General features: G+C 28.4%; 22 protein-coding genes. 14 read left to right on the forward strand and 8 right to left on the reverse strand.

Annotated elements, in window-relative coordinates; genetic code table 11:
- Window positions 1-4: 4 nt before the first annotated feature.
- The 12 genes from ACULEV_RS01040 (at window position 5) to ACULEV_RS01095 (ending at window position 13,464) form a co-directional block, all read left to right on the forward strand.
- Window positions 5-334, forward strand: coding sequence for a hypothetical protein (locus tag ACULEV_RS01040; RefSeq protein WP_445456838.1), 330 nt, complete (start codon window positions 5-7; stop codon window positions 332-334).
- 153 nt (window positions 335-487) lie between these two features.
- Window positions 488-2,326, forward strand: coding sequence for a type VI secretion system Vgr family protein (locus ACULEV_RS01045; protein WP_445456839.1), 1,839 nt, complete (start codon window positions 488-490; stop codon window positions 2,324-2,326).
- Between the two features lie 2 nt (window positions 2,327-2,328).
- Complete coding sequence (locus tag ACULEV_RS01050) at window positions 2,329-2,502, forward strand: hypothetical protein (protein ID WP_445456840.1); 174 nt, start codon at window positions 2,329-2,331, stop codon at window positions 2,500-2,502.
- A gap of 64 nt (window positions 2,503-2,566) precedes the next feature.
- Window positions 2,567-3,514: a DUF2931 family protein gene (locus ACULEV_RS01055; RefSeq protein WP_445456841.1), complete on the forward strand. Its 948-nt coding sequence runs from the start codon at window positions 2,567-2,569 to the stop codon at window positions 3,512-3,514.
- 32 nt (window positions 3,515-3,546) lie between these two features.
- Window positions 3,547-4,896: a T6SS phospholipase effector Tle1-like catalytic domain-containing protein gene (locus ACULEV_RS01060; protein WP_445456842.1), complete on the forward strand. Its 1,350-nt coding sequence runs from the start codon at window positions 3,547-3,549 to the stop codon at window positions 4,894-4,896.
- 18 nt (window positions 4,897-4,914) lie between these two features.
- Window positions 4,915-5,970 carry a hypothetical protein gene (locus ACULEV_RS01065; RefSeq protein ID WP_445456843.1) on the forward strand — a complete coding sequence of 352 codons (1,056 nt, stop codon included), beginning with the start codon at window positions 4,915-4,917 and terminating at the stop codon, window positions 5,968-5,970.
- Window positions 5,971-6,048: 78 nt separating this feature from the next.
- A complete protein-coding gene (locus ACULEV_RS01070) occupies window positions 6,049-6,543 on the forward strand; it encodes a DUF4280 domain-containing protein (protein WP_445456844.1) in 495 nt (164 codons plus the stop codon).
- Between the two features lie 4 nt (window positions 6,544-6,547).
- Entirely contained in the window at window positions 6,548-9,154 is a 2,607-nt protein-coding gene (locus ACULEV_RS01075) for a hypothetical protein (RefSeq protein ID WP_445456845.1), read from the forward strand.
- Between the two features lie 4 nt (window positions 9,155-9,158).
- Window positions 9,159-10,202, forward strand: a complete 1,044-nt coding sequence (locus ACULEV_RS01080) for a hypothetical protein (RefSeq protein ID WP_445456846.1) — start codon at window positions 9,159-9,161, stop codon at window positions 10,200-10,202.
- 219 nt (window positions 10,203-10,421) lie between these two features.
- Complete coding sequence (locus ACULEV_RS01085) at window positions 10,422-11,168, forward strand: hypothetical protein (protein WP_445456847.1); 747 nt, start codon at window positions 10,422-10,424, stop codon at window positions 11,166-11,168.
- A gap of 323 nt (window positions 11,169-11,491) precedes the next feature.
- The gene (locus tag ACULEV_RS01090) at window positions 11,492-12,274 is read left to right on the forward strand and encodes a hypothetical protein (RefSeq protein ID WP_445456848.1); all 783 of its coding nucleotides are present in this window, start codon (window positions 11,492-11,494) and stop codon (window positions 12,272-12,274) included.
- A gap of 293 nt (window positions 12,275-12,567) precedes the next feature.
- Window positions 12,568-13,464, forward strand: a complete 897-nt coding sequence (locus tag ACULEV_RS01095) for a right-handed parallel beta-helix repeat-containing protein (RefSeq protein ID WP_445456849.1) — start codon at window positions 12,568-12,570, stop codon at window positions 13,462-13,464.
- A gap of 73 nt (window positions 13,465-13,537) precedes the next feature.
- Here the strand turns inward: ACULEV_RS01095 and ACULEV_RS01100 are convergent, their stop codons facing one another.
- From ACULEV_RS01100 to ACULEV_RS01135, 8 genes are read right to left on the reverse strand one after another with little or no spacing between them, the layout of a single operon-like run.
- Window positions 13,538-15,388, reverse strand: coding sequence for a hypothetical protein (locus ACULEV_RS01100; RefSeq protein ID WP_445456850.1), 1,851 nt, complete (start codon window positions 15,386-15,388; stop codon window positions 13,538-13,540).
- An 11-nt stretch (window positions 15,389-15,399) separates the two neighbouring features.
- Complete coding sequence (locus ACULEV_RS01105) at window positions 15,400-15,831, reverse strand: GPW/gp25 family protein (protein ID WP_445456851.1); 432 nt, start codon at window positions 15,829-15,831, stop codon at window positions 15,400-15,402.
- A complete protein-coding gene (locus tag ACULEV_RS01110; RefSeq protein ID WP_445456852.1) occupies window positions 15,812-18,271 on the reverse strand; it encodes an AAA family ATPase in 2,460 nt (819 codons plus the stop codon). The genes ACULEV_RS01105 and ACULEV_RS01110 overlap by 20 nt, the downstream gene beginning before the upstream one ends.
- Before the next feature lie 24 nt (window positions 18,272-18,295).
- Window positions 18,296-18,808, reverse strand: a complete 513-nt coding sequence (gene tssO / locus ACULEV_RS01115; RefSeq protein WP_445456853.1) for a type VI secretion system TssO — start codon at window positions 18,806-18,808, stop codon at window positions 18,296-18,298.
- 11 nt (window positions 18,809-18,819) lie between these two features.
- Window positions 18,820-20,001, reverse strand: coding sequence for a hypothetical protein (locus ACULEV_RS01120; protein ID WP_445456854.1), 1,182 nt, complete (start codon window positions 19,999-20,001; stop codon window positions 18,820-18,822).
- 8 nt (window positions 20,002-20,009) lie between these two features.
- On the reverse strand, window positions 20,010-20,873 hold the full coding sequence (locus ACULEV_RS01125) for a TssN family type VI secretion system protein (RefSeq protein WP_445456855.1): 864 nt from the start codon (window positions 20,871-20,873) through the stop codon (window positions 20,010-20,012).
- Window positions 20,874-21,800, reverse strand: coding sequence for a hypothetical protein (locus ACULEV_RS01130; protein ID WP_445456856.1), 927 nt, complete (start codon window positions 21,798-21,800; stop codon window positions 20,874-20,876).
- Window positions 21,793-22,374, reverse strand: a complete 582-nt coding sequence (locus ACULEV_RS01135; protein ID WP_445456857.1) for a C40 family peptidase — start codon at window positions 22,372-22,374, stop codon at window positions 21,793-21,795. Before ACULEV_RS01135 ends, ACULEV_RS01130 begins: the two co-directional genes overlap by 8 nt.
- A gap of 255 nt (window positions 22,375-22,629) precedes the next feature.
- On the opposite strand from ACULEV_RS01135, the gene ACULEV_RS01140 reads away from it, so the two are divergent.
- Window positions 22,630-23,625 carry a PKD domain-containing protein gene (locus tag ACULEV_RS01140; RefSeq protein WP_445456858.1) on the forward strand — a complete coding sequence of 332 codons (996 nt, stop codon included), beginning with the start codon at window positions 22,630-22,632 and terminating at the stop codon, window positions 23,623-23,625.
- A 170-nt stretch (window positions 23,626-23,795) separates the two neighbouring features.
- Window positions 23,796-24,773 (forward strand): pyruvate dehydrogenase complex E1 component subunit beta, encoded by a 978-nt coding sequence (locus ACULEV_RS01145; RefSeq protein ID WP_445456859.1) that lies wholly within the window; start codon window positions 23,796-23,798, stop codon window positions 24,771-24,773.
- The last annotated feature ends 12 nt before the right edge of the window (window positions 24,774-24,785 follow it).

The following is a 24,785-nucleotide window of genomic DNA, read 5'->3' on the forward strand; positions in this document are numbered from 1 at the left end:
TTATATGTCAGTTTTAAAAAATGGAATTACTGTTTTAGGTTCTAATTATTTTGAAGTTATAAATGAAATTACAATTAAAACTACTGAAGTTGTTAATAGGACAAAAGTATTATATGATTTAGTTTTCAAAAAAAAAGATTATGATATAGTAGAGATAAATAGATTGAAGTTTAAAGTGAATGAAAAAGAAATTGAAAATAAATTTTTAACAACTGTCAATTATGAAGAGCACACTTTAAATATGATTGAATCAAACATGAAATGTAAAATTAAATTGGGAAAATGTTTTGAATATGAAGAAGTTATTTCTATAAAATCTTTAAGTGTAGTTTAGAAATTGAATGTGTAAAAGTTAATTTAAATACAAAACAGTATACTTTATAGTTGCTTTTTTGTCCAAAATAGTATTAAAAATCAAAGAAATAAGGTCAAATTTTATTACATTTACGTACTAAGATTATACAAACAGCAAACAAACAAATAGATCATGGCAATAAGTACAAAGATTAGCATAAATATTGCAGGAGAGACACTTACGCGGTTTTCCAAGTTAGTTATTCAGCAAAAAGTACACACCCATCATACTTTTTCCTTGTTGCAACCCTTGCCAAAAGAGTTTATAGGTCAGGCAATAGATAAGGCACAAAGTTATATAGGTCAACCGATAAAAATAGAGATAAAACCTACCAGTTTATCCACTACTTCACCATTACTGTTTAATGGTATTATTACAGAAGCCCAAATGATTCGTACCTCTGGAGCAGCAGGAGGCATTATTATAAATGGATACAGCCCGACTATTGTAATGGAAGGCACTCCCAAAACACAATCATTTTCAGAAGAATCATTATCAGATATAGTAAAAAAAATCACCAGTAGTTATTCTCAAAAAGAACTACAACCCTCAATTAAGGTTCAAAATGATGCAGCATTACCTTATACTGTTCAATATAGAGAGAGCGATTTCGGATTTATTTGCAGACTAGCACAAAAGAAAGGGCAATGGTTTTATTATAACGGAGAAGAATTAATTTTTGGTTCACCCAATCCTAATAATTTCACATTAGAATATGGAAGAAATCTGCATACTTTTAATATTGAGATGCGTGCCAAGCCACTAGGTTTAGAATATTTAGGATATGATCCAAGTAATGCAGAAACCCAAAAAGCTAATACAACCGAAGTAAATTACCAACCAGAAGGATATTCGAAAGTAATGTATGAGAGTTCAAAGAAGCTTTTTCCAGACACTTCAACTATGTTGTATACACATGCTATAGAAGAAGGAAGTTCACGAACCCATTTAATAGATAGGGTAACGACCCAGTTACAATCTAGAGCAGCCGATTTAGTTACAGCCAAAGGAGATACAGACGAAACAGGATTGCGAATAGGAGATGTTATATCTATTCAAGAGCCAGCTTTTTCCATGACAGGAAATCTACTAGATGGTTTACAAGAGCAAAATTTTGGAAGTTATATCATTACCGATATTACACATGTTTGTGAAGAATCAGGAACCTATCATAATAGTTTTCAAGCAGTTCCCGATAGTGTTTTAGCACCACCTTATGGCAATGTGCACCATCATCCAGTAGCCGATACACAACCAGCAGTAGTTACCGATAATAATGATCCATTAGGATTAGGAAGAATACAAGTAAAGTTTTCATGGCAAGAAGGAAACACCCCTTGGATTCGAATGACCAATCCTCATTCAGGAGGAGGAAAAGGGATGTATTTTATTCCAGAAATAGGAGAAGAAGTATTAGTTGGTTTTGAGGCAGGCAATGCCGAGAAACCATTTGTATTAGGAGCCATGTATAATGGAAATGAAAGTTCTGGTTATGCTACTTCTGGGAATGATCAAAAGGTAATACAAACACGCAGTGGTACAAAAATTATTATGAATGACGATCAAGGAAGCGTTTATATAGAAGATCCAAGTGGGAATACATGGATGATGGATGGAAAAGGAAATATTAGTGTAAATGCACCAAAAAACTTCAGTATAGCAGCCGGTGAAAATATCAGCATTTCTGCTGGGAAAAATATTTCTGTCAGTGCTGGTGAAAATATTGATAATTCTGCAAATGAAAATATTACAACTGTTGCAGGTACAGATATTATTCAAAGTGCTACAGGAGATATTAAAGAATCTTCAGATAAACGTTCGGAAATCATAGATAAAGATTTTGTTCGTCAAGCAGATATTTCAAATGAGATTGCTTCAGAAGTATCTATTTTTAGTGAAAAAGAAAACATGACTTTACAAAGTGGAAAGACTGTAGAGTTCAATAGTGCTGAAAAATCTAAATTATTTTAATCATGGGTATTCATAAAAAAGCAAAAAACATGATTATTACTATAAAATCAGATTATAATTTGAGTGTTGGAGGTAAATTAGAAAAAATTACCACTAAATTTAATGTAGAAGCTACAAAAGGTAATTTGAATTTAGCTTCAAATAAGAAAATTGTGTCTGATGGAAATAAAGAATAATTTTTTTAGCTTAATATTTATTATAGTTGCTAATGTGGTAACTATTTCATGTCAAAACATTAAAATGGAACAAAAATTTGATTGGTCAGCTACATTATCTGCACCACAAGAATACCCAGTACAAGTTTATAAAGGAGAAATAATAGCAAAAGATTACTCACAATCTTTAAGCGGTTTTGGGGATATCAATTATGGTTGGGGAGAAGAAGGAGGTACTGTTGTTATGGGACCAGATTTAAAAAATATCCCAGATAGTTTAGCAATTGCTTGGCATTCATTTGTAAATCAAAAAAATTTCGAAGGGAAATGGGCTTTACCAAAAGAAGAGATAACAAAACTTTTTGAAAAAGGATTTATAGATGGCTTTACAAGCAAAAAAATGACATACACGGCATTTGTCGTTGGGTTAGCTCCAAATGGATTAGTTGTTGTTTGGTTGTCTGGTGCGGGTAATCAAATTGAAGTAGCACATTTTAAAGCACAAGAAGTATTCGTTAATATAGAAAATATTTCAGATCGAAGTAAGCCTATTTTTTCAAAGAAATATAATGATGTAGTTTTATCTGAATTAAACGAAAAACACAATACTTTCGAAAGAATTAAGCAAAAAGATTACCCAAAAATGGATGTGTATGAAAATTATAGAAAAAGATATTTATGGAAACCATCAATCGTATTGCCTCAAGATTCTAAATTAAATAATTTAATGTTTCATTTCTATAATGGTGAAATAAATAATACAATTAAAGAAAACTTAGCTTCATTAGACTATACTGAAAATGCAGTCTTTAAAAAATGTTATTTTCATTGGATAGATAAAAATCAAAAAAGGAGAGGCGCATGGATTGAAGAATTTAATGAGGAAGAGCTTTATAAAGCATATGAAGAATTAGGGAGAGATGTTCAAATAGATTTGATTATAAAGATTATTGAACCAAGCACAGTTGTTATTGTTTTAAAAAATAATTCTAAAGAGATTGAAATAAAAAAATTCAAAAAAACAATTGAATAGTTTTTTTGATACAAATAATTAAAGTAAAAGATATGTCTATAAATGTAAGTTTTAGTGACTATTCACCTCCAGAACCATCTAAAGAGGCTATTAGCTTAAAAATCGGAATTTTTTTTGATGGAACACTTAATAATAAGAATAATACAGAAGAAAGAAAAAATAATTCAGAAGATTTTAAAAAGAATGGAACTAGTAAAAAGCAAGATACAAGTTATTATAATGATTGGTCAAATGTAGCTAGATTATGGGAGTTTTTAGATGATCCTAATAAGATTTATATTGAAGGAATAGGAACAGATGATAAAGAAGAAGATTCCACTATGGGGTTTGCTTTTGGAACAGGAGCTACTGGAATTAGAGGAAAAGTGAAAAAAGGTTGTGAGAAAATTGTAGAAAAGGTAGAAAAAGAGAAGAATAAAGTAAATGCTCTAAAAATAAATACCTTGACTTTTGATGTTTATGGTTTTAGTAGAGGTGCTGCTGCTGCTAGAAATTTTGTACATGAAATAAGTAAAGCAAAATATAAGGCAAGAAAAAGAATAGTAGGTTCACGTGGTGGTGGATCTGTTCAAAAATTAAATGATGATGGAGAGGTAACAAATAGGGATGATTTTCCTAGAAGAGGACATTTAGGACTCAAATTAGAAGAAGCTGGAATTGAAGTGGATGTTGTACGAGTTCGTTTTTTAGGGATTTATGATACTGTTTCGTCATATTCTAAGAGTTTCTCAATTTCTCCAGATTTTGATGATGTAGATGAATTAGGCCTTAATAATATTGGTTCTGCAAGTACAGTTGTTCATTATGTTGCTGAAAATGAACATAGAGAAAATTTTTCATTAACAAAGACGCATGTTGGTGTTCAAAAATCATTTCCAGGAGTACATTCTGATATTGGAGGAAGTTATAATGACGGAGAAGAAATAATTGAAGAAATTGAAACTTCTTGGGGTTCAAGAAACAATTTAAATCCTTTAATTGATCGTTTGATTGAGGAAGGTTGGTATAAAAGAGAACAACTTGAAATAACAGGTGGTAATTTATATTGGGCACTTAAAGGAACCAGAGATTTAAAGAAAACCTACAGTTACATTCCATTACATTTTATGGGTGAAAGTAGTAAGAGTAAAGAGGTAAATATCAACAATGATAAACTTGAAAGTTTCTATGATATATCAGAAAGTGAATTGCTTAAAAGAGTAAAAGAAAAATTAAGGAGCTATGTGTTTGGAAGCGGTAAGCAATATTTATTAGATGATTCTCTTACTCCTCAAGAAAAAGTTGATTTACTAAATTTAAGAAATCAATATCTGCATTGGTCTGCTCGTAGAGAAGGTATTGGAATGGATCCAAATAATAATAGAAAAAGAATCTATTACTAAAATTAATTCAAAATAGAATTGAAACCAAAATATAAAAAATATAAAATAAAAAAAGGAGATACATTACAAAGTATTTCAGAAAAATTAAATAAAACAACACACGAAGTTAAAAATTTTCATAATATTTTTTGTGATTCAGATAATTATATAGGAGTAACATTTCCAATAGGATTAAAAGAATTATATATTTATCCTGAGTACAATGAAAAAGAATTGTCTCTTATTCCCAAAGTGCCTTTTGATGATGCTTATAAGTTATTATTAAAACCAACTCAAAATAAGATGAATTATGGTGTTATGTACACTATAAAATCAGGTAATGAAGAGAATACATTAAAGTTTGAGGTAAGTATAGTTTATAAAGGGAAAACAATAGGCGATAATCATATCTTTGAAATTGATAGAATATCTAAAACATTTATTAATGATGAAGAAGTGAATACGATCGCAGATGAACTTGCCGTTAAAACAAGTGAGGTTTTATACCCTTTAGAAGTTGTTGTTACAAACGAAGGGAAATGGATAGAAATTAATAATTATAAAGAAATTAATAAACGTTGGAAAAAGGTAAAAGCAAAAGTATTAGATGAATATGAAGGAGAATGGGTTGAAAAATACTTACTGCTAAATGAAAAAACACTTGAAAATGAAGCTTATTTATTAGATAGTTTAAAAAAAGATTGGTTTTTAAATAGTTATTTCAATACTATTTATGTGTATTATTCACATAAGTTTAAATTTCAAACTACTACAACGTTTCCTATTTTACCAAATTGTAAATCGGTTTCGTATGACATAGAACAAAAAATTGAAGAATATTTAGATGTAAATAATTCAATTAGAATTGAACAAAAAGGCAAACTAAAAGAAGAAAGATCAAAAGCAGATTTGGAAAATGAAATGGATATTCCATATTATGGTATATTATACCCTAATCAAGATATGGCAAAAGGAAAGTATCGTTCCTTATATTTTTTAAATGGAAATACAAATTTGATTGAATCTTTATTTTTAGAATGTTCAATAGAATTAGCGGTTGAAAAAGAGATTCAAGTAGTTGTATCCCTTTTATAACCATTTGTTAGCACAAAATTATAAATATTTAAAAAAGTAATTTTGTATATTTAATGTTACAAAAACAAACAAATAAACATGAGCGAAAAGCATATTGTGGTGCAAGGAGCTGAATGCAAGTGCAAGTTTAGTGTAGAGCCTAAAATAGATAAATTGAAGGTACTTTCACAAACAAAAGATTATGCAAATGATAAAGATGCATCAAAAAAACTTATTGCCACCGATAAAGAAATTGGTCAAACCTTAGAAAAAAACACCTTTGGGAAATGCAAGCTACAACCTACAAGTAGTGATTATTTACCCTGCAAAGCAGTCATTACAAAATGGAGTGGCTTTTATGAGAAGGTAGTGTTATCTAACCAAGGTAAAATTCTATTAGAAGATAGCAAAGCTACTTGTCCTATAGGTGGCCCGGATTGTATTTCCATTACTAAACATGGTCAAAAATCGGAAGGATCTTCACAAAATGCACAAAATGCAAATGAAGATGTCCAAAGTCAATTAAACCCTATGGTTGATATTAAGAAGATGGATGAAAAAAAGCCCGAAAACCCTAATCTAATAGCTAATTAACATTATGAAAGGAGTTGCAAAAATAAGATGGTCAGGAAAAGGCAATGTTGATAAATCGAAATCAAAACCAAATGTTACTTTAGCAGTATTACCAAAAAATGATATAGGTTTTATTGTAGATAAATGGTTTGACGAAACAACAGAAGAAGAAAAAAAGAAAAGCGTTACTTGGATTTTACAAGATAAAGAACGAAAAGAAATAAGAAGTATTCAAAAAAGCGTTAAAGAAGAATTTACGTTAAATATTCCAAATGCTTTATGTGGCTCTTATACCTATTATTTAGAAGCAAGTTTGTCTGGGAATATTGATAGAAATAATAATACAGGGCTTTGGATTATAGGGAAATGTACCCCTAAAATTGTTTCTAGCAAATGGAGTACTTCTGTAGATGGGGAAGATGTACGTAAACAACAATTCAAATACGGACAATTAGTCTATTTAAATCTAACTACAGAAGGATTAAATGGCTCTAAAAATTTAACGATTGAGGTATACCAAGTCATTCAGGAGGGTGGAGGTTCAAAAGATGATAAACTAATTTTTACTTATACAAGTGTTGATGTAATTGATGGAGAAGTAAATTTAAAAATTGGGAATACTGCAAATTGGTTTGTTTATGCAAAATCTAATCTTGAAGGGTTTTATGTAAAAGTAAAAGATGCATTTGGAAATTATGTTACTGATGGGAAAGATGATATACATGCTCGTTTTTTAAGGCTTAAAAAAGAGCAAGTAACCAAAAAAACTGAAACTCCTACAAATAATACTCCTCTAAAAGTAGGTGAAACTACAATGAATTTTTTGAGGTATGATGCTTGTAAATACATATCATTTAAAGATAATAAAACAGTTCTTTTTGATGAAGAAAATTTAAAAAAAGGAATAAAAAACCAACCTTTAATCAATCTTTTATATCTTGTAGGTGAGAATAAGGGTGATATTGTTACTATAACAATAACAGACAATAAAAAACCAAGATGTGATTATCACAAAGATAAAATCTTTGATATTACACAATTGCAAAAAAACGGTTTTAGTAAAGTATCTGAAAAAGAAAACTCATTTTCATTTGATTCAAATTATAACTACTCTTATAAAAATGATTATTTAAAATTTGCTCAAGAATACTTATTGCCAGTACCTGCTTTAAAAGCTATTGTCCCTTTGCAAACATGTGCTTACAGGCATACTTTAAATATCAAATTATTTCCAGATGTAGCTTGGGCAGTTCACTTTACTTTTGATAATCCACCAAAAAAATATTTCAAGGATATTAATAGTATTACACTACAACGAGGTCTAGACAAAGAAATTGAATATGTAAGAAAAGAGTTAATAAATTCAAACATAAAGCTTTTCTATCAATTACCTGATTTTATGAATAAGTGGATAATTGATATAGGATTAGATTATTTAAAAAACTTAGCGAATTATTTTGCTTTTGGAATACATGCCTACCACAGTTTTGATGCAAATAATAAAAACCCACAAATACTCGATTACACAGCAAAATACCCTTGGATAGCAAAAACAGTTATTGTTGTTTATGTTGTATTAAGTTTAATAATTGAAGCCGTTATTCTCTACTTAACCAGAGGTAAAGGAATGGCTACAAAAGTTGGTAAAGTGGTAACGACTACGAGAAAGTATTCTAATACGTTAACCGATAAAATGGAAAATAAAGATTTATCATTTATTACTCCAAAAATAATAATGGAACGCTCTCAGTGTTTTGAAGAAATAGACGGTACCATATATTATATCATAAAAGAAAAAGTACAAGCCTTACCATTATTTGGAATACAATATGAAAAGGAACATACCTTAGGATCTTTTGTAGCCAGTAAAATAGGGATTACAAAAGTTTTTGACCTTGCAAGACAAACGGTTTCTTTAGTGGGTAATATAAAAATGTTAAAGAAAATTAGCAAATGGGCCTCAGGAGATAAAACACCCGAGAAGATAAGTAACAACCCTTTAGAATTGAGAGATGCTAGAACCGCTTTAGATTATGCAGAAGATAAAATAGAAGATAAAATCACAGATATAGGAAAAGCATTAGGACAAGAACTTAGCTTTAAATTAACAGTAAAAGGAGAATATCAAGCCCATTACGAAGTGTCTTTTAATTTAGCGCAAAACGCTGTTACTTTGAAAGAATTATTAGAAAATTATACTTCAAAAGGTCCTAAAGCTACATTTGGACGAAAAAAAGGAATTGATGCAATAGCCGAATGTGAATTAAAATCGGATATTAGTATTACTACCGAATGGATATTTAATTATGCACCAAAATTTATAGAAGGATATGTGCCAAAAGCAGGTATAGAAGCAAAAGGAGAGGGGAAGGCAGAAATACACGGCAGCTTATTTTATGAAAGAATTTATAGTATTGATAACAAAGAAGCCTACTATATAGACCAAGTACTTTTCTCAGGAATAGCTGGAAGCGTGAAAGGACAAGCTAATGTTGATATTTCGGTAAAAGGGCAGATGAAAAAAAATCAATCTAAGACTGTTGATAAATCTTTTATTTTAATGGAACCTTATGTGTTAAAAGGAAAAAAAATACCTTTGTTTAGCAAAGAATCATTTAAAGAACATTTTTAATATTATGAAACACTTTATTATACTATTTAGTTTATTAGGTTTAATCGCTTGTAAACAAGAAAACAAAGAAAAAGTAACATTAGAAGATACATTAGAAAAAATAAACATCATGCAGAATCCAGATATCAACAATCAAAATTTCGTTTCAAAATTAACTAAAAATGTAAAACATTATCCTAAAGAGCCTATATATTATATGCGTTTGGGCAAATCTAATTGCGTCATAGAAGTATTGGTAAATGATTTACCAATACATGAGGACTATGAATTGTCAAATGTAGCGACACCTATTAGAATAAATAGAGGGATATTAAAAAGCGGTAAACAAAAATTGACCTATCGTTTATATCCTACAGGTGATTTAATGAAAGAAAGCTATGGAGACGATTATGATACTGTTACTACTTTAACAGATTTAACAAGTGTTAATATCAAGATTATCCAAATGGATAACAAAGGAGAGAAAAAACTAAAAGACGAAGTGGTAGTTATGCAACATAAAAGCCTTAATGATGAAAATGGGAATTTTATAGCTTCTGGAAAACCATATTATGAATACACTTTTGAATTTGAGGCAGAAGTGCCTTATGAACTAGAAGGTTGGACAAAAGGACAAGATTTGACCAAATTAGATCAAGAATTGTTAGAAAAAAAAGCATTAGAATTTCATAATGTTTATCAGAAAATTTATAAAAATCAAGATGCAGATGCTTTAGCAAAATCGAATTTTGGTTTAGAGTCAATTATTTCTCAGGTATATTATAAAAGTGAAACTGAAAATACAAATCTTTGGGATGAGTATTTAACTTTTTTAAAAATAAAAAATAAAAAATTTAAAGAAATAAATGATTATAAATCAAATTTTTATGGTGATGGAAAAATTATAGCTCTTAAACAAAAATCGTTAGAATATCCTTATAGAGGATTAGGAGTGTTTTTCTTTGAATATTTAGATAATGAAACTGTTGAATCATATTATTCATTGAGTATTTATCTATACCTTCCAAAAGGCAAAAACTTAGAAGATGGTTTATATATGATAGAATAATATAAAAAAAATGTATTATTATTCTTTTTTTATCATCTTTTCAATTTCTTTGTTTTATATGTGTTTTTCATTTTTTAAAAATAAGTTAGAATGAATTTTAACTTCTCGTAAGTAAAACTTTTTACAATTTAAGTTTGAAGAAGATATAATTTCTTTTTATATTAATAGGTTTTGATTTTTCAAAACCTATTGTTGTTAGGTAATTAAAATGTATTTATTATGATAACCCCTTTTGGTTATGTTGCTATTGCAGTTGTTTTAGTTACTATTTTTCTAACAATAAAAATAGTAAAAAGAGTCAAAGATACTGGTTGCCTTGCTTATGGCTACAACTTCCTGCTAATTTTTAGTGTGATTTCTATTTTTTTGAGCACATCCTATACAACACTACAATCTTTAAATGTTTATATGGTGGGAACAAGCTATGACGGAAAAATAATTGATTATAAATCCTATGAAAAAGAATATAATGACAAAAATGATGATAATAGAATAAAAACATCAATTTTATATATACCAATCATTGAGTTTCTAGATGAAAATAATCAAAAAGTACAACTAGAATCAAGTACACATAGTGGAGATATTCCAAAAATCGGTAAAACCATTACAATTTCACATAATGTAGGTGAAAGTTTCGTTTTAGAGCACAGTTTGACCACTTTCCTTTTGTTGATAGCAGGTTTCGCATTTGCAGTTGTTTTCGGGTTTTTAACAATTGGAATAATAAAATATGCTTTTGGTTACTCTATGGATAGTTATAAACAACAATTTATAAAAGGTTTTTTTATTGGAATTAAAATATGTTTATTCTTATTTACAATAGCTTTTATTTTACCTATTTATAATTACTTAACTGGTCACTCCAATATGCCGCTTTGGGTATTTGTTATTTGCATAATTTCTTTTTTAGTTTTATTATCAGTTTTAATATCTGTAATATTTAAGATGAATAAAAAATCATAAAAAATTATCAAAGCAAATATTTCACAGTGAATTAATTTTAGATAATAATTTGATATTATAATTTGAATTGTATTAACACAATAAATATGATTTTTCTGAATTTTATTTTATAACTGTTCCTAGCTCTTTTTTCTTCATCTTTTCAATTTTCTTGTTTTATGTATGCTTTTCATTTTTTAGAAGTAAGTTAAAATGAGTTTATTTTCCCACAAATTAACTCTTTTTTTTAAAATTTAAATTTGAGGAAGATATATAATTCCCTATATTTGAGAAGTTAAGTTTTTTGCTATTTCCTGAAAATAATAATGAATTAAAATAAATTTATGGTTTTTGAAATTATAGAAGAAACGAACATTCTAATGAATGGCTTCCAAAAAGAAATTAAAACAAGATTCAATATTGATTTTTCATTATATAATAAAACAGAAGACGAACGTATTTATATTATTAATAAGGAAAAAATAAATACTTTACCAGTTCAGGAAAATGCTTTTTTAAAGGTAATAGAAGAACTAGAAATGCTCAATTATCCTATAAAGATAAAAACCGATTATAAAGGTCATTTCATGGAAATTGAAGATCATGAAAGTTGGTTATTAGAATGGAATGAAAAAGCGGATAAATTAATCGATAAGTTTGATAATTTTGAAAAAGCTAAAGAAATTAAAGATTACTATTATAATCTTATTAAAGATAAAGAAGCATTTACTGCTAATAAATTTAAAGAACCTTACTGGAATTTGTTTTTCTTTAATCCACCTATAGATAATGTTAACCTACCAGATATTGGCACAATTTTAAATTGGAATATAAAAGCTATAGGCTTAATTCCATGTCTTGGGCGAACAACCGTATTAAATCCTGGTGCTAAGGAAATTATTATTTCTTTCGATTCTTACCAAAGATTATCGAATAACATTATTGAAACTTTAAAATCAAAAATCAGAAGAGACGTAAAATGGGACGAACAAACTGTAAAACTACATACTGAATCTCATTTTGATAACGTTGAAAAGAAAATAAAGAAAAAATCGGCCTATTTTCAGTTTCTAATTAAAGAAGAAATTCGTTATACTGAAAATATTACTATTACATTGAAAAATTAATTATTTGCAAAAAAAATAATTAAAAAAAACAGTTTCCATTTTTATTTTAAAAAATAATTATAATATACTAATTATAGTATTTTGTTAAATTTTCGTAATCGATTACGAATAATTTTGTTTGTTATTGTTTTTATTTCTACTTTAGATAGAAATATAAAAAAAATGGTATAAAAACTAGCAATAAATTAAATTAGAAGGTCATTTTTTATTAAAAAGTAGGAGGATGAATTCTGATTTTTAAGATAAATAATCATAGTGATTATTAGTAACAAACAAACAAAAACATTTTTATTATGAAAAAATTGATTAAACTACTTATGGTGTGTTCCATTTTTGTATTTACTGCATGTGAGAAAAGTGAACTTCCAGCAACAGAATCGAATTCCTCTCTAAATGAGGTTAAAAATGAAAAATTTTCAGCTACAGCTAGATCTATTTCAGTAAATACTGAATCAGCTTTAAGATCCGCAGTGTCTTCAGCTAATCCAGGTGATGTTATTACAATTAGCGGGACAATTAATCTAACTAGAACGCTAGAATTTGCTAGAAGTGGGACTTCAAGCTCAAAAATTAATATTACGGGTGGAATTTTGAATTGCTCGGGTCAGCCTTCTGGAAGTTGGGGTGTAAAAGTTAATGGAAGCTATTGGAATATTACAAATATGACAATTAAAAATGCTCCTGATTGTGGATTGGTATTACAGAATGGAGGTCATAATTTTGTATATAAAGTAACGACTTCTTATAATGGAGATTCTGGATTGCAAATCTATAACGGAGGTCATGATAATTACATTTATCAGTGTTATTCAAATGATAATTATGATGCTCAAAATGGGGGAGAAAATGCAGATGGCTATGCATGTAAGCTATCAGCTGGAAGAAATAATGTGTTTGATGGCTGCACAGCTCATCATAATTCAGACGACGGTTGGGATCTTTATGGTCAACCTTATACTGTAACCATTAAAAATTGCACAGCGACTAATAACGGTTATGGTTCAAACGGAGATGGTAATGGTTTTAAATTAGGAAGTGCTGGACAGCATGTTCCACACACAGTAACAAATGACACAGCTAAAAACAATAAAGCTTGGGGTTATGATGGAAATGGGAATACAGGTCATATTACCATTACTGGCAGTGGAGGATCTGGAAATATCAAAGGTTTATTTGCAAGAATATACTAGAAGTAAATAAAATTAGTAAGAGCCATTATATTGCGAAATATAATGGCTCTTTTGTAAAATATAGTTATGTTTTTTATGAATATATAATGCGAAAAGGAACAATATTTAAAGCTCTTTTTTCAATCAATAATTTTAAATCTTCACTTAAGAAACTCCATTCTTCATCAGTATAATAGTCTTTTTCTTTTTGAGTTAGATAAATATCGATAGTTGGTGTATAACCTATATTGTCATCAAAACCAGTTTGAATGCCATTTTTAACTTCAATATGTTCTACAGCCTCACCAAAATGATTTTTGCATAAAATAATGATATCTTGTCTCGTTACAACCCTCTGGTTAGAGATTAAGTTTTCTCTGTATGCGTATATTTTTTCAGAATTGGTTAACTCATCTCGCCCACCTAGTGTACTAGATAAAAGCATGATGCTATCTTTATCAAAATCAGCTCCTTTAAAAACATTAAATTTGCTAAAAGTACTTATTTTGTTAGCTTCTTCACCATTAGTTGTCCAGTATTTAATAAACAAAATACCTTTTTCTTTCGATTTTTCAGTATTTAAAATTAAATAAGGATTGTTGAGGTTTTGCATTCCTATTTGTGCCATCTTACTTTTAAAACGAGCAATAATTTGATTAATTTCTTTCAAATTATTATCAGTAAAATCTTGTCCTAATCTAGAAAAAGCAGCAGCTTCATCTCTAATTAAGTCTATTAAATAATTAATTTCTTCAGCAGCATTTCTTTCATCAAAACGAGCTACACCACCAAATCGTAGGTAGGCATAATTCTCATCTTCTGGTTCTACATTATTGGTAATAACATCAAATTCTTTATTTCTATCATTTAAAACAGAAAGTAATTCTAAAAAGTAATCATTGTTCAGTTTTAATGGATAAATATCTAGTAGTTCTTTAATGTTTCCTTGTGTTTCATTCAGTTTTTTGTTTATCACAGGAAAACAATTATTGGAACAAAAGATAGTTGATAATATATCAGGGCCTATTACATTAGGAAATTGAATTTTAATCCAAAGTATATCTTTTTCTTGTTTTAATTTTTCTAGTTCTTTTTCAGGAAATAACTTTTCAAATTCACTTGGAAAAACAAAATCGGAATTATTGATTTGGATAATATCTTTAACTGTTATGAAATTTTTCTCATAAAAGTCATTGGTGTGCTCTTCAATTTTTTGGATATGATAAATATCGTGTTGCTTTAAATCATAAGCTTTTTTATCATTTTCATCATTGTTGTAACCTTGTTTAATAGTTAATGGTAAATCATTTAAAAACCATTTTGCTCTAGGTAAAAAGTGATAAAATTTTGTTCTTTCGTGTACATTTCTTAAATAGAAATAAAACATTAAATCTTTTATAGTACCTTTTCCTTCATGTTTTAAACCTAACCAAATCGTTCCGTGTGGTGTTTTTTTTAAGTAGTCTTTTTCAGAAACTATTTCTCTAAATTGATTTTTAACAATTTCCTGAATACCATTAGGTAAAACCACATAACTTAATCTGTTTCGGTTTAGTTTTACAGGGATAGTTGGCCCAAAGTGAAAGTTTTTTACAATATTCTCAATGGGATTATAAGGATTTGGTTGTTTTTTCTGGATGAAAAATTGATGATGATTGTGTAATGTAGTTTCATCTTCTACTGGATAGGCTCTCAAAATACCTCTTGAAGGAGTAGCTTTTGCCGATGCAGTAGGTGTTAAAATGTCTACTAGACGTTCCGTCATTCTTCTTCTACTCGAAAAAATTTCATTTGATATTTTTTCCAATTCTTTGGCACAAACATCAAAAAGAAGATTTACTATAGGATCAAATACATTTTCTAATTCAACATCATTGTAGCCCCACTTTTTAGCAGCGCGTTTCAACATTCTATCTTTTATTTGATCTTTTGATAATTGATTCATCGAGTTGATTTTTATTTAAACGAAAATGGAGCTAAATAATATGAACTTTTAAAGTAATAAGGCTGATTCGTTTTTTTAATCACACCATATACAACAATGTCTAATCTCTTTTTAACCCTAATATTCGATTCGTAACTTAATGTATTTTCATTTACGCCTAGTGTTACTTCTGTAACTTTTAAACGCTTTTCATATTTATTTACTTTCTCGTGGACAGATTCTCTAATCATGTCTTTTAGTTTATTTGGGTTAGCCAATAAATTAAAATCAGTATCCCAAATAACAGTGCCAAATTCATCATCATATTTATATTCTCCAAAAATGGTAGAGATAATTACCGACATAAATTGAGCCAAAGATTCTTCTATAGTAACTTTTGTAGCATCATTTCCTGTGCTTAGTTTCTTATAATCGAATGGAATTTTATAATATAGATCTTTCATTAGTTACAGTGAATTTTAGTTCTTCGTTTTTATCTAATGTAACTTTAACTGTATCTCCTTTTATAATCTCATTCGCTATAATCATTCGAGATAAAGGTCTTTTCAGTTTGTTTCGTATCGATCCTTTAATAGGTCTAGCACCATATTCTGGACTAAATCCTTGTAAAGCAATTTTTTCTTTGTCTTTTTCGCTAATCTCTAATGTAATTTCTAGTTTTTCTAGTAATTGCAATAATTCTTTTTTAAGATGAATATCAAAAATTCTAGAAACACTTTTTACATTAATTGGAGCAAATGGAATGATTTCGGTTAAACGACCTAAGAATTCTGGTCTAAAATGACCAGTCATCAATTGAATTAAATCATTGGATTTAGGAACAACATCTTTTTCAAATGATTTTACAATATAATCGGAACCAATATTCGATGTGAATAAGACTACTGAATTTGAAAAATCTCCTTCTTTACCTAAACGATCATGTAATTTTCCTTCATCTAAAATTTGCAGAAAAACATCAAAAACCGATTTGTGTGCTTTTTCAATTTCATCAAATAAGACTAAAGAATATGGCTTTTGTCTTATTTTATTTACCAATAAACCACCTTCTTCGTATCCAACATATCCTGGAGGAGCACCATATAGTAAAGCAGCAGAATGTTCTTCTTTAAATTCAGACATGTCTAAGCGAATAATAGCATTCTCATCTCCAAATAAAAAATCGGCTAATGATTTTGCTAATTCGGTTTTACCAGTTCCTGTTGGTCCTAAAAAGAAAAAAGAGCCTATGGGTTGACCTGGTTTTGTCAATCCTGAACGCGACTCCATGATTGCGTCTGAAACCACTTTTACTGCATGGTCTTGACCAATAACACGCTTTTTTAATGTATTTTCAATATCTAATAAACGTTCTCTTTCATCTGATTTCACTTTACCAGCTGGAATTCCTGTAATTTCGGAAACTACTATCGATAAGTGTGAAGCTAAGACTTCATTTTCTTCATTTTCTAGTTTTTCTAAGTTTAAAAGTAATTCGTTAAGATAAGTAATCTTTGCTTCTTGGTTTTCTAAAGCATGAAAATCAGTGTTACTTTGGTCATTCTCATTTAATAATTTACCTGTTTTTTGTAGAATGTCTGAAAATAACCAAATTGTTTTCTCTTCTTTTTCAAGGATTTCTTCAATAGCGAGTAAATCTTGTGTTTGAATTTTTAAATCAGGTAATTCTTTTTTGATGGTTTCTTTGGCTACTTTTAAAGATGACATGGTTCTGTCTATTAAATCTAAGGCAGAATCAGGTAACGATTTTTCTTTTAAATAACGTTTAGCTAATCTAATAGCTTCTTTCTGACTTTCGTCTGATATATTAAAATCATGATGCTTCTGATATGATTCTATAATGCTAGAAATCATTCTAAAAGCTAAATCTTGGTTAGGTTCTTTAATTTCTAATGTTTCAAAACGTCTAGATAAAGCATCATCTTTGGCTAATGTTTTTCTGAACTTTTCGGGTGTTGTAGCTCCTATAAAAGTAATTATCCCTTTTGATAATTCCGATTTAATGATGCTTGCAATTCCAGAACCTTGGTTGGAGTCAAATAGTTCATGAATGTCATCTATAAATAATATAGGCTTTTCTAATGTTTTTAATTCATTAAATATTTTCTGAAGTCGATCTTCTACTTCTCCTTTATAAGATGCTCCAGCAAATAAGGCTCCAATATTTATTTCAAATACTGCTGCATTGTCAAATGCATTTAAAATATTTTTAGTGGCTATTTTTTTGCAAAAGCCTTCTATTAAAGCTGACTTTCCTACACCAGGCTCTCCGGTGATGATTACATGTGGTTTTAATTTTCTATTTAAGATTTCTGTAATCGTTTTTAATTCCTCATCTCTCCCTATAATGGCATGTTCTTCATTTTTAGAAATAGATTTTAAACGATCTATGCAATATTTTGATACAGCATTTGAACTCGAATTTGAATTTGTTGCATTTGAAAATTGTATCTCAGGAGTTTTAATGCTTGTTCCAGATTGATACATTTCAATAATTGTTGATGCTGTAAGTGGTAACGATTTTAATTGGTCATGTGAAAAACCAACTCCAGAAGTAATTGCTGCACTTAAAATAGCAGGGAAAATTCCTATTTCATTCTTTTTTTCAATACTTTCAGCCTCTTCTAAAACTATTGTAGCACTTTCATCTGCTTCAGGAGAGTCAGAGGGTTTTGATGACTTTGGATATTCACTTATTCTAATATCGGCCCATTCGTCAAGATAGAAAACATCAATACCTTTTGCATCTAATTCTTTTAAAAAATCGAACTGCTGATTTAAAATTGCTTTTAATAAATGTGCTGCGTAATATTTAGCATTTAAATTTTCTTTTGCATATTGTTTTGCTATATGAATGATTTGTGTTGTTATTTCTGCAGACATTGTTTTTTATAGTTATCTTAATTCTTAATTAAACCTTGAACCTACACTAAGTGCTTGTAAATTTCTTTCTAACGATTTGTTGTCTTCTTTTAAACTCTCATTTTCTCTTTTTAAATTCTCAATTTCTTTTTCAGAATCTTTAGTTAACAAAAGTCTTTTTTTAGTATTTACAAATTCTTTAGTTGTAATAATTATGTTTTGGTATAAAGCAGGATTAATTGTAGAATCTTTTGGAATACTCTCACTTAGTTCTTTAAGTTCATAACCTATTGATTGTTCAATAAATTGAAAACTTAACGGTGCTTTGTCAAGTGAATCTACTAGTTTTCCAATTTCTTCCATTTTTAAAGTGAATTCTTTATTAAAGTTAAATTGAGAATTCATTTTATCATTTTCATTTTTTAAAACTTCGTTTTCTTTTAGAGGCAACTTAAAGTTAAAAAATATAGCAGTTATGAGAACTCCTGTTGTTATGAAAAACATTAATAAAAATAACAGGAATGCATTAAGACGTTCTTTTTTATTTAAAATATCCATAATTAATAATTTTAGTCAGCTAAAAATGTTGGTGAAGAATCTATATCATTATCATCATTGCCAAATAACCCACTTGATTTACGATCGTTTTTCAAGATGTTTTCATTAACAAATATTCCTGCATCTCGTTTTTTACCTATGTAGTCTAATTGGTTTAAGATTGAGAAAAGGTCATCAATTTTTGTCATAAAATCTTTTACTTGTTCTACAACAGGTTCAATATCATACGCTTTGAATTTTACGTTTATAGTATCAGTAAATAAACGTTCATAATCTCCGCTATTAATATCAGTCCACTCAGAAAAATAGTTGAAAAGCATTTCTTTTCCGTCTCCAGAAAAATAATCAAAACTGTTTTTTACAGATCGACTTAAGCTAATAACGTTGTCTAAAAGCGTTATAGGCTTTAAATTATAATTAACCCATTTGTTTTTTGTAATATGAAGTTCAGCAAAACGTAAGGCTTTATCACAAACATCAAAAACCATATTAGCGATGATATTTTCATCTTCGTTATTATTTCTGAACTTTATTTTTCGGTTAATTTGAATAGCATAAAACTCCAGTTGTTTAAAAAATAAGTCATAAGTTTCAAATAAACTGATAAGACTTGGATGACTATTTAGAGTTAAACTCGGAGGAATGTAATTTGTTATAATTTCATAACCTTCAGAAGATGTTTTAAATTTTGCAATTGGAAATTGTAAAGCTCCAATGTTATTATGATTCACTTCACTTTCTAAAACGGTACTTAAACTGTATTTTGGAAGAGCATGAGGAAAACGAGGAGGAACTTCTTCCATGTTTTGTTCGCCTGAAGGAACTCTTGTATAAGGATCGACGTTTAATAAAAGATAATAATTGTTTTCTTTTAAATCAAAGTCTTTTAATTCTATTTTTTCTGAAAACTCTCCTGTAAAATCAGTGATTTCAATTCTGCCACCTGCAGGAGTTATGGCTTTTAGTGTTTTTATATTAACACTAAGTTCATTATGAGCATCAATAGAAATTGCATATTGAAATGGTCTGCTTAAATGAGTTGAAAGAAGACCGTAATTTAATTCGTTAACTTCTAAATTTCTTGCATCTCTAATTGAATCTTCTACATTGTCTTGAAATTCAATGAAATGTTTTTTATTAATTTTCATTCCATCTATCCAGTTTACTGGAAAATGTTTTATGTTTTCTGCCATAATTTTAATTATATACGTTGACAAATAATGGTTGAACCATCTTTTATATTGTTTGTGTCTATTGCTTGTTCTGGGTCTATATATTCAGAGGAACTGAACCATTTTGGTTTAGAGTAAAAATACCATCCGTATGGTTGATTTTTTTCGTCCACAAAATGAATTTGACTATTTGGATTTTTCTCGTTATAATCGTTTATGAAATAATAAAAAAGTCTTCCAAAGTCTATTGCTCTAGGAGCTTTTACTTTGAAATTTATAATTTGAGTGTCAGTTGCTTTTTTTTGAAATACTAAATTTAGTATGATAATATTTTTCATTTCTGAAACTTTTGGAGAGGGATATTTATCATTTAGTGGATAAAACCATCTTTTATGAAGTTTTACAGGTATTGAAATCGAGTATTCAAATAATTTGTAGCAAAGTGTTGGTAAAATAAAGAAAAAAAGACTAGTCAGTAAGTAAAGAGAAAATTCTCCGTCAGAGAAATATTTAGTAATTACATACATAAATGCGGCTAAAAATAAGGAGGCAGAGAAAATAATAGCAATTTCACTAATAAAATTTTTAGCTTCAAATTTTTTAAAATAGTCATGAAAAGTTTTAAGATGAATAACTCCAGCAACAGCGAGATATATCTGGAAAGAAATTAATCTCTGATTTAAACTAGTGTCTTTTAAATTGTAAAGGATACAAGAGAAAATAATGAAAACGACCACTTGAATGAATATGTATAGATAGAATTTTTTCCGTTGTTGTCTGAATTTTGGTATTTTACTACCAATAAGAACATTGATTACTATTGCAATAGCAATTAATAATAATAAATATATTATTTCCTGACCAAAATTGAGATAGTTTAAATACTTTTTCATTTATAATATGGTTGATATTCCTAATCTTGATTTGTATTGTTTTTCGTCCATTGAAAATGCTTGATCTTTTTTGTTTAAAGTAACTTCAAAAGAGTATTGAACATGAAAGGGTAAAAATAAATTAAAAAAGTTATTTAAAAAAGATTCCATCAATTGATTTTGAAAGTATTTACTTAATTCTTCGGATTTTTTTAATGGTCCTATAATGAAGTTGTATTTCTTTAGAAAAATTCGTTCTGAACTTTCTAAAGTTGTATTTATACCCATTATTAAATCATTAGATTCGTCTACATTGTCATTAACATTTTCCAGCTTGATGTAGCTAGTTTTATAAGTAACTTTTTCATTAATAATTTGCTCTAAAATAGAAACTATTTCGTCTATATTTTGATTTGAATTGTCTTTTAATTGTAATAAAGCATAAAACATTTTTACTACTAACTTATCTGGAATGTTTTCTTCAAAGACAAGTATGGTTTTAATAATGTCTACAATTCCATTTGCATTTAAATTTGAGAAGAAAGAAGATTCATTTTTTTCTATAGCATATTTAAATCTAAAAAGCTCATTCTCGATTGGGTTAAAGAAATTTCGAGCTTCTTTTTCTTCTTTTTTTCTTGTTTTAAATTCCTCTACTGGATTAGAAAAGCTGTCTGAATTTCTATAATTATGTGAAATGCTTTCAGGAAGAATGTCATAAAAACCATCTCTACTAATCTCTATATTAAGAATATCTGTATCGATTGAATCACGATTAATAGACATTTTATCTTTACTAAACTTTCTATAGAACAGACCATTAGGCTTTATGACAATGTTAAAATCATCAATTTTATTTTGTAATAATGAATCTAATAATAATTCGGTTCTTAAATCAAATGGAGTTAAATTTCTTTGATTTTCTATGAAAGTTTTTTTCTTACTCATTTTCTTTGCCGTTTTTCAATCTACCAGATACTACATAGAATTTCCTCCAATAATCGCTTTTTAAATCTGATATAGAAGCTCCTCCAGCTAAATTAGCATTAAAAAATTTATTGTTTTTTAAATAAATGCCAACGTGACTTATGATTTTTTCATCTGTTATTCTAAAGAAAACTAAATCACCTTCTTTAAGGTTTTTTGTTAATTTAAATAAATGAAAACGTTTATCTAAACCCATTTGCTCTGCTGTTCGAGGTAAAGTACAATTATATACTTCTCTATATAAATGTTGCATTAAAGCAGAACAATCTATACCTTGTTTAGTTTCTCCACCATATACATATTTTGTTCCTTCCCATTCCTTGATGAATTTATATAGTTTTCCGTTAATAATCTCATCTTTATCGACTTCTAATTTTTTTGAAAAATATATTCTGTCTTCTTCAGGTAAAGGGTCATAAACTACATAGTTGGCTTTTTCTTCATAAACATTTTCATTATAATAAGTAGTTGTGCTTTTTTTTGTTTTACAATTAATTAATAAACATGAAAAAAAAAGTAAAGCTATAAATTTCATTTTTTGTTATTTGTTTCTAGTTTAAACTAACTACAATAGTATGGGTTTTTATTAAAAAAAGCAAGTGTTTCGATAGAAATATGTTCTGGAAATAATAATCTTTTATTAAACAAAAAAAATGATATTATGTATGGTAAATTCAATTTAAGGGGATGCACTTTAATAAAAGAAAATTCCTATTTTTGGTAAAATTTATATTTTCATAATTCGAAAGTGACTTCGTTTTAAAAGTAATTTAATAGCAGTATGTTTATTTTGAAACCATTTAAAAAATATTTTGATGCAAAAGTACCAATGGTATTTTTGGCTGTTGTATTACTTTCATTTGTTATTGTAGCTTACAAATTAAATAATGAGGTAGAATGTAATGCTAAAGAGTTTAAAATTGATGCCCCTTCTTTCATGGTTGGTGAATTTATAATTTTTTCTGATGATTCTAAAAATGCACATTCTTGGAGATGGTATTTTGGAGATGATTCTCAAATTGCATTTCGTTCAAAAGTGGCTCATTCTTTTGATAAAGAAGGAGAGTATTTAGTAAAATTAGTAATTAATAATAAATGTACTGTTCAGCGTGTTATTACAATTTTGCCTAGAAAGACATCAATAGATCAGTCGCTTATTCCTAAAATTAATGTTCCAGATTATGTGATGGAAGGCGAAGAAATTGTTTTTGAGGATGAAACAGATTCAGCTCAATCTTGGGAATGGAGATTTGGTGAAAACCTAAATAATAAAGTAGATTCTTTTGATAAAAAATGTAGTTATACTTTTACAAGTCCTGGAAGAAAAATGATTTCTTTAGTAGTAAATAATGACTACACACATGTAGCTACAAAAATTATATTTGTAATGCCTAAAAAAGATGAGCAAGTTGTTAAATCAGATAGAAAAAGAAATGTAATACCAATTAACCCTTTTCAAAATGTACCAGATGCTCCACCAGAAGAAGAAAATGTTGTTAAGGTTCAAAAAGGCCCAGAAATAGGTGGTGCAGATGCAAATAGAATCGAAGATGTGTTTGAATTAGTTACTAATAACAAAATTTCTTACGAAGATTTCTTGAAATATTTCTGTAAATATAATTTACCAACAGTAGTATTTAAAGATCAAAAAACAACTTCATTGAAGGAGTTTTATTACCAAGTTAAAAAGGAAAAAATTAAATTAAAGAATATATCAATTCAAAAAGTTAAAGACGATTGTATTGTTATTATTTTAATTGATAAAAAATATAAATCCATTTTTTAGTTGAATTTGTAGTTTACGAAAAGGTTATCGTTAATATTAAAATTTTAATAATTAAATTATCATCATATAATAATTTAATTTTTTCCTATTTTTGCCATGCAATAAATTAAAATATATAGAAATGTGTGTTGTTTTTTTAGCATTACATTTTCAAATTTAACAAATATACAATGAAGACAATTCAATTTAGAGAAGCTATTTGTGAGGCTATGAGCGAAGAAATGCGTCACGATGAGTCTATTTATTTAATAGGTGAAGAAGTAGCTGAATATAATGGTGCATACAAAGCCTCAAAAGGAATGCTTGATGAGTTTGGACCTAAAAGAGTTATTGATGCTCCTATTGCCGAGTTAGGTTTTGCTGGTATTGCTGTAGGTTCTGCTATGAATGGAAATCGTCCTATAGTTGAGTTTATGACTTTTAATTTCTCCTTAGTTGGTATTGATCAAATTATTAACAATGCGGCTAAGATGAGACAAATGTCTGGAGGACAATTTAATATTCCAATTGTTTTTAGAGGTCCAACTGCTTCTGCAGGTCAGTTAGCTGCTACACACTCTCAAGCGTTTGAAAGTTGGTATGCAAATTGTCCAGGTTTAAAAGTTGTAGTTCCATCAAATGTATATGATGCGAAAGGTCTTCTGAAATCGGCAATACGAGATAATGACCCTGTTATTTTTATGGAGTCTGAACAAATGTATGGTGATAAAGGAGAAGTTCCAGAAGGAGAATATACATTACCATTAGGTGTCGCAGATGTTAAAAGAGAAGGTACTGATGTAACTATTGTTTCTTTTGGTAAAATTTTAAAAGAAGCTTTCATAGCAGCTGATGAGTTAGCTAAAGAAGGTATTTCTTGTGAGGTTATTGATTTAAGAACAGTAAGACCTTTGGATTATGAGACAATTCTTAATTCGGTTAAAAAAACAAATAGATTAGTTGTTTTGGAAGAGGCTTGGCCTTTTGCTAGTGTAGCTTCAGAAATAACATATATGGTTCAAGAAAAAGCATTTGATTATTTAGACGCGCCTATACAAAGAATAACAACAGCAGATACTCCAGCACCTTATTCACCAGCTTTATTAAAAGAATGGTTGCCAAACGCTGATGATGTTGTCAAAGCAGTTAAGAAAGTTACTTACAAGTAAATAAAAAACTTA

The sequence above is a fragment of the Flavobacterium sp. HNIBRBA15423 genome (genome assembly GCF_052655965.1).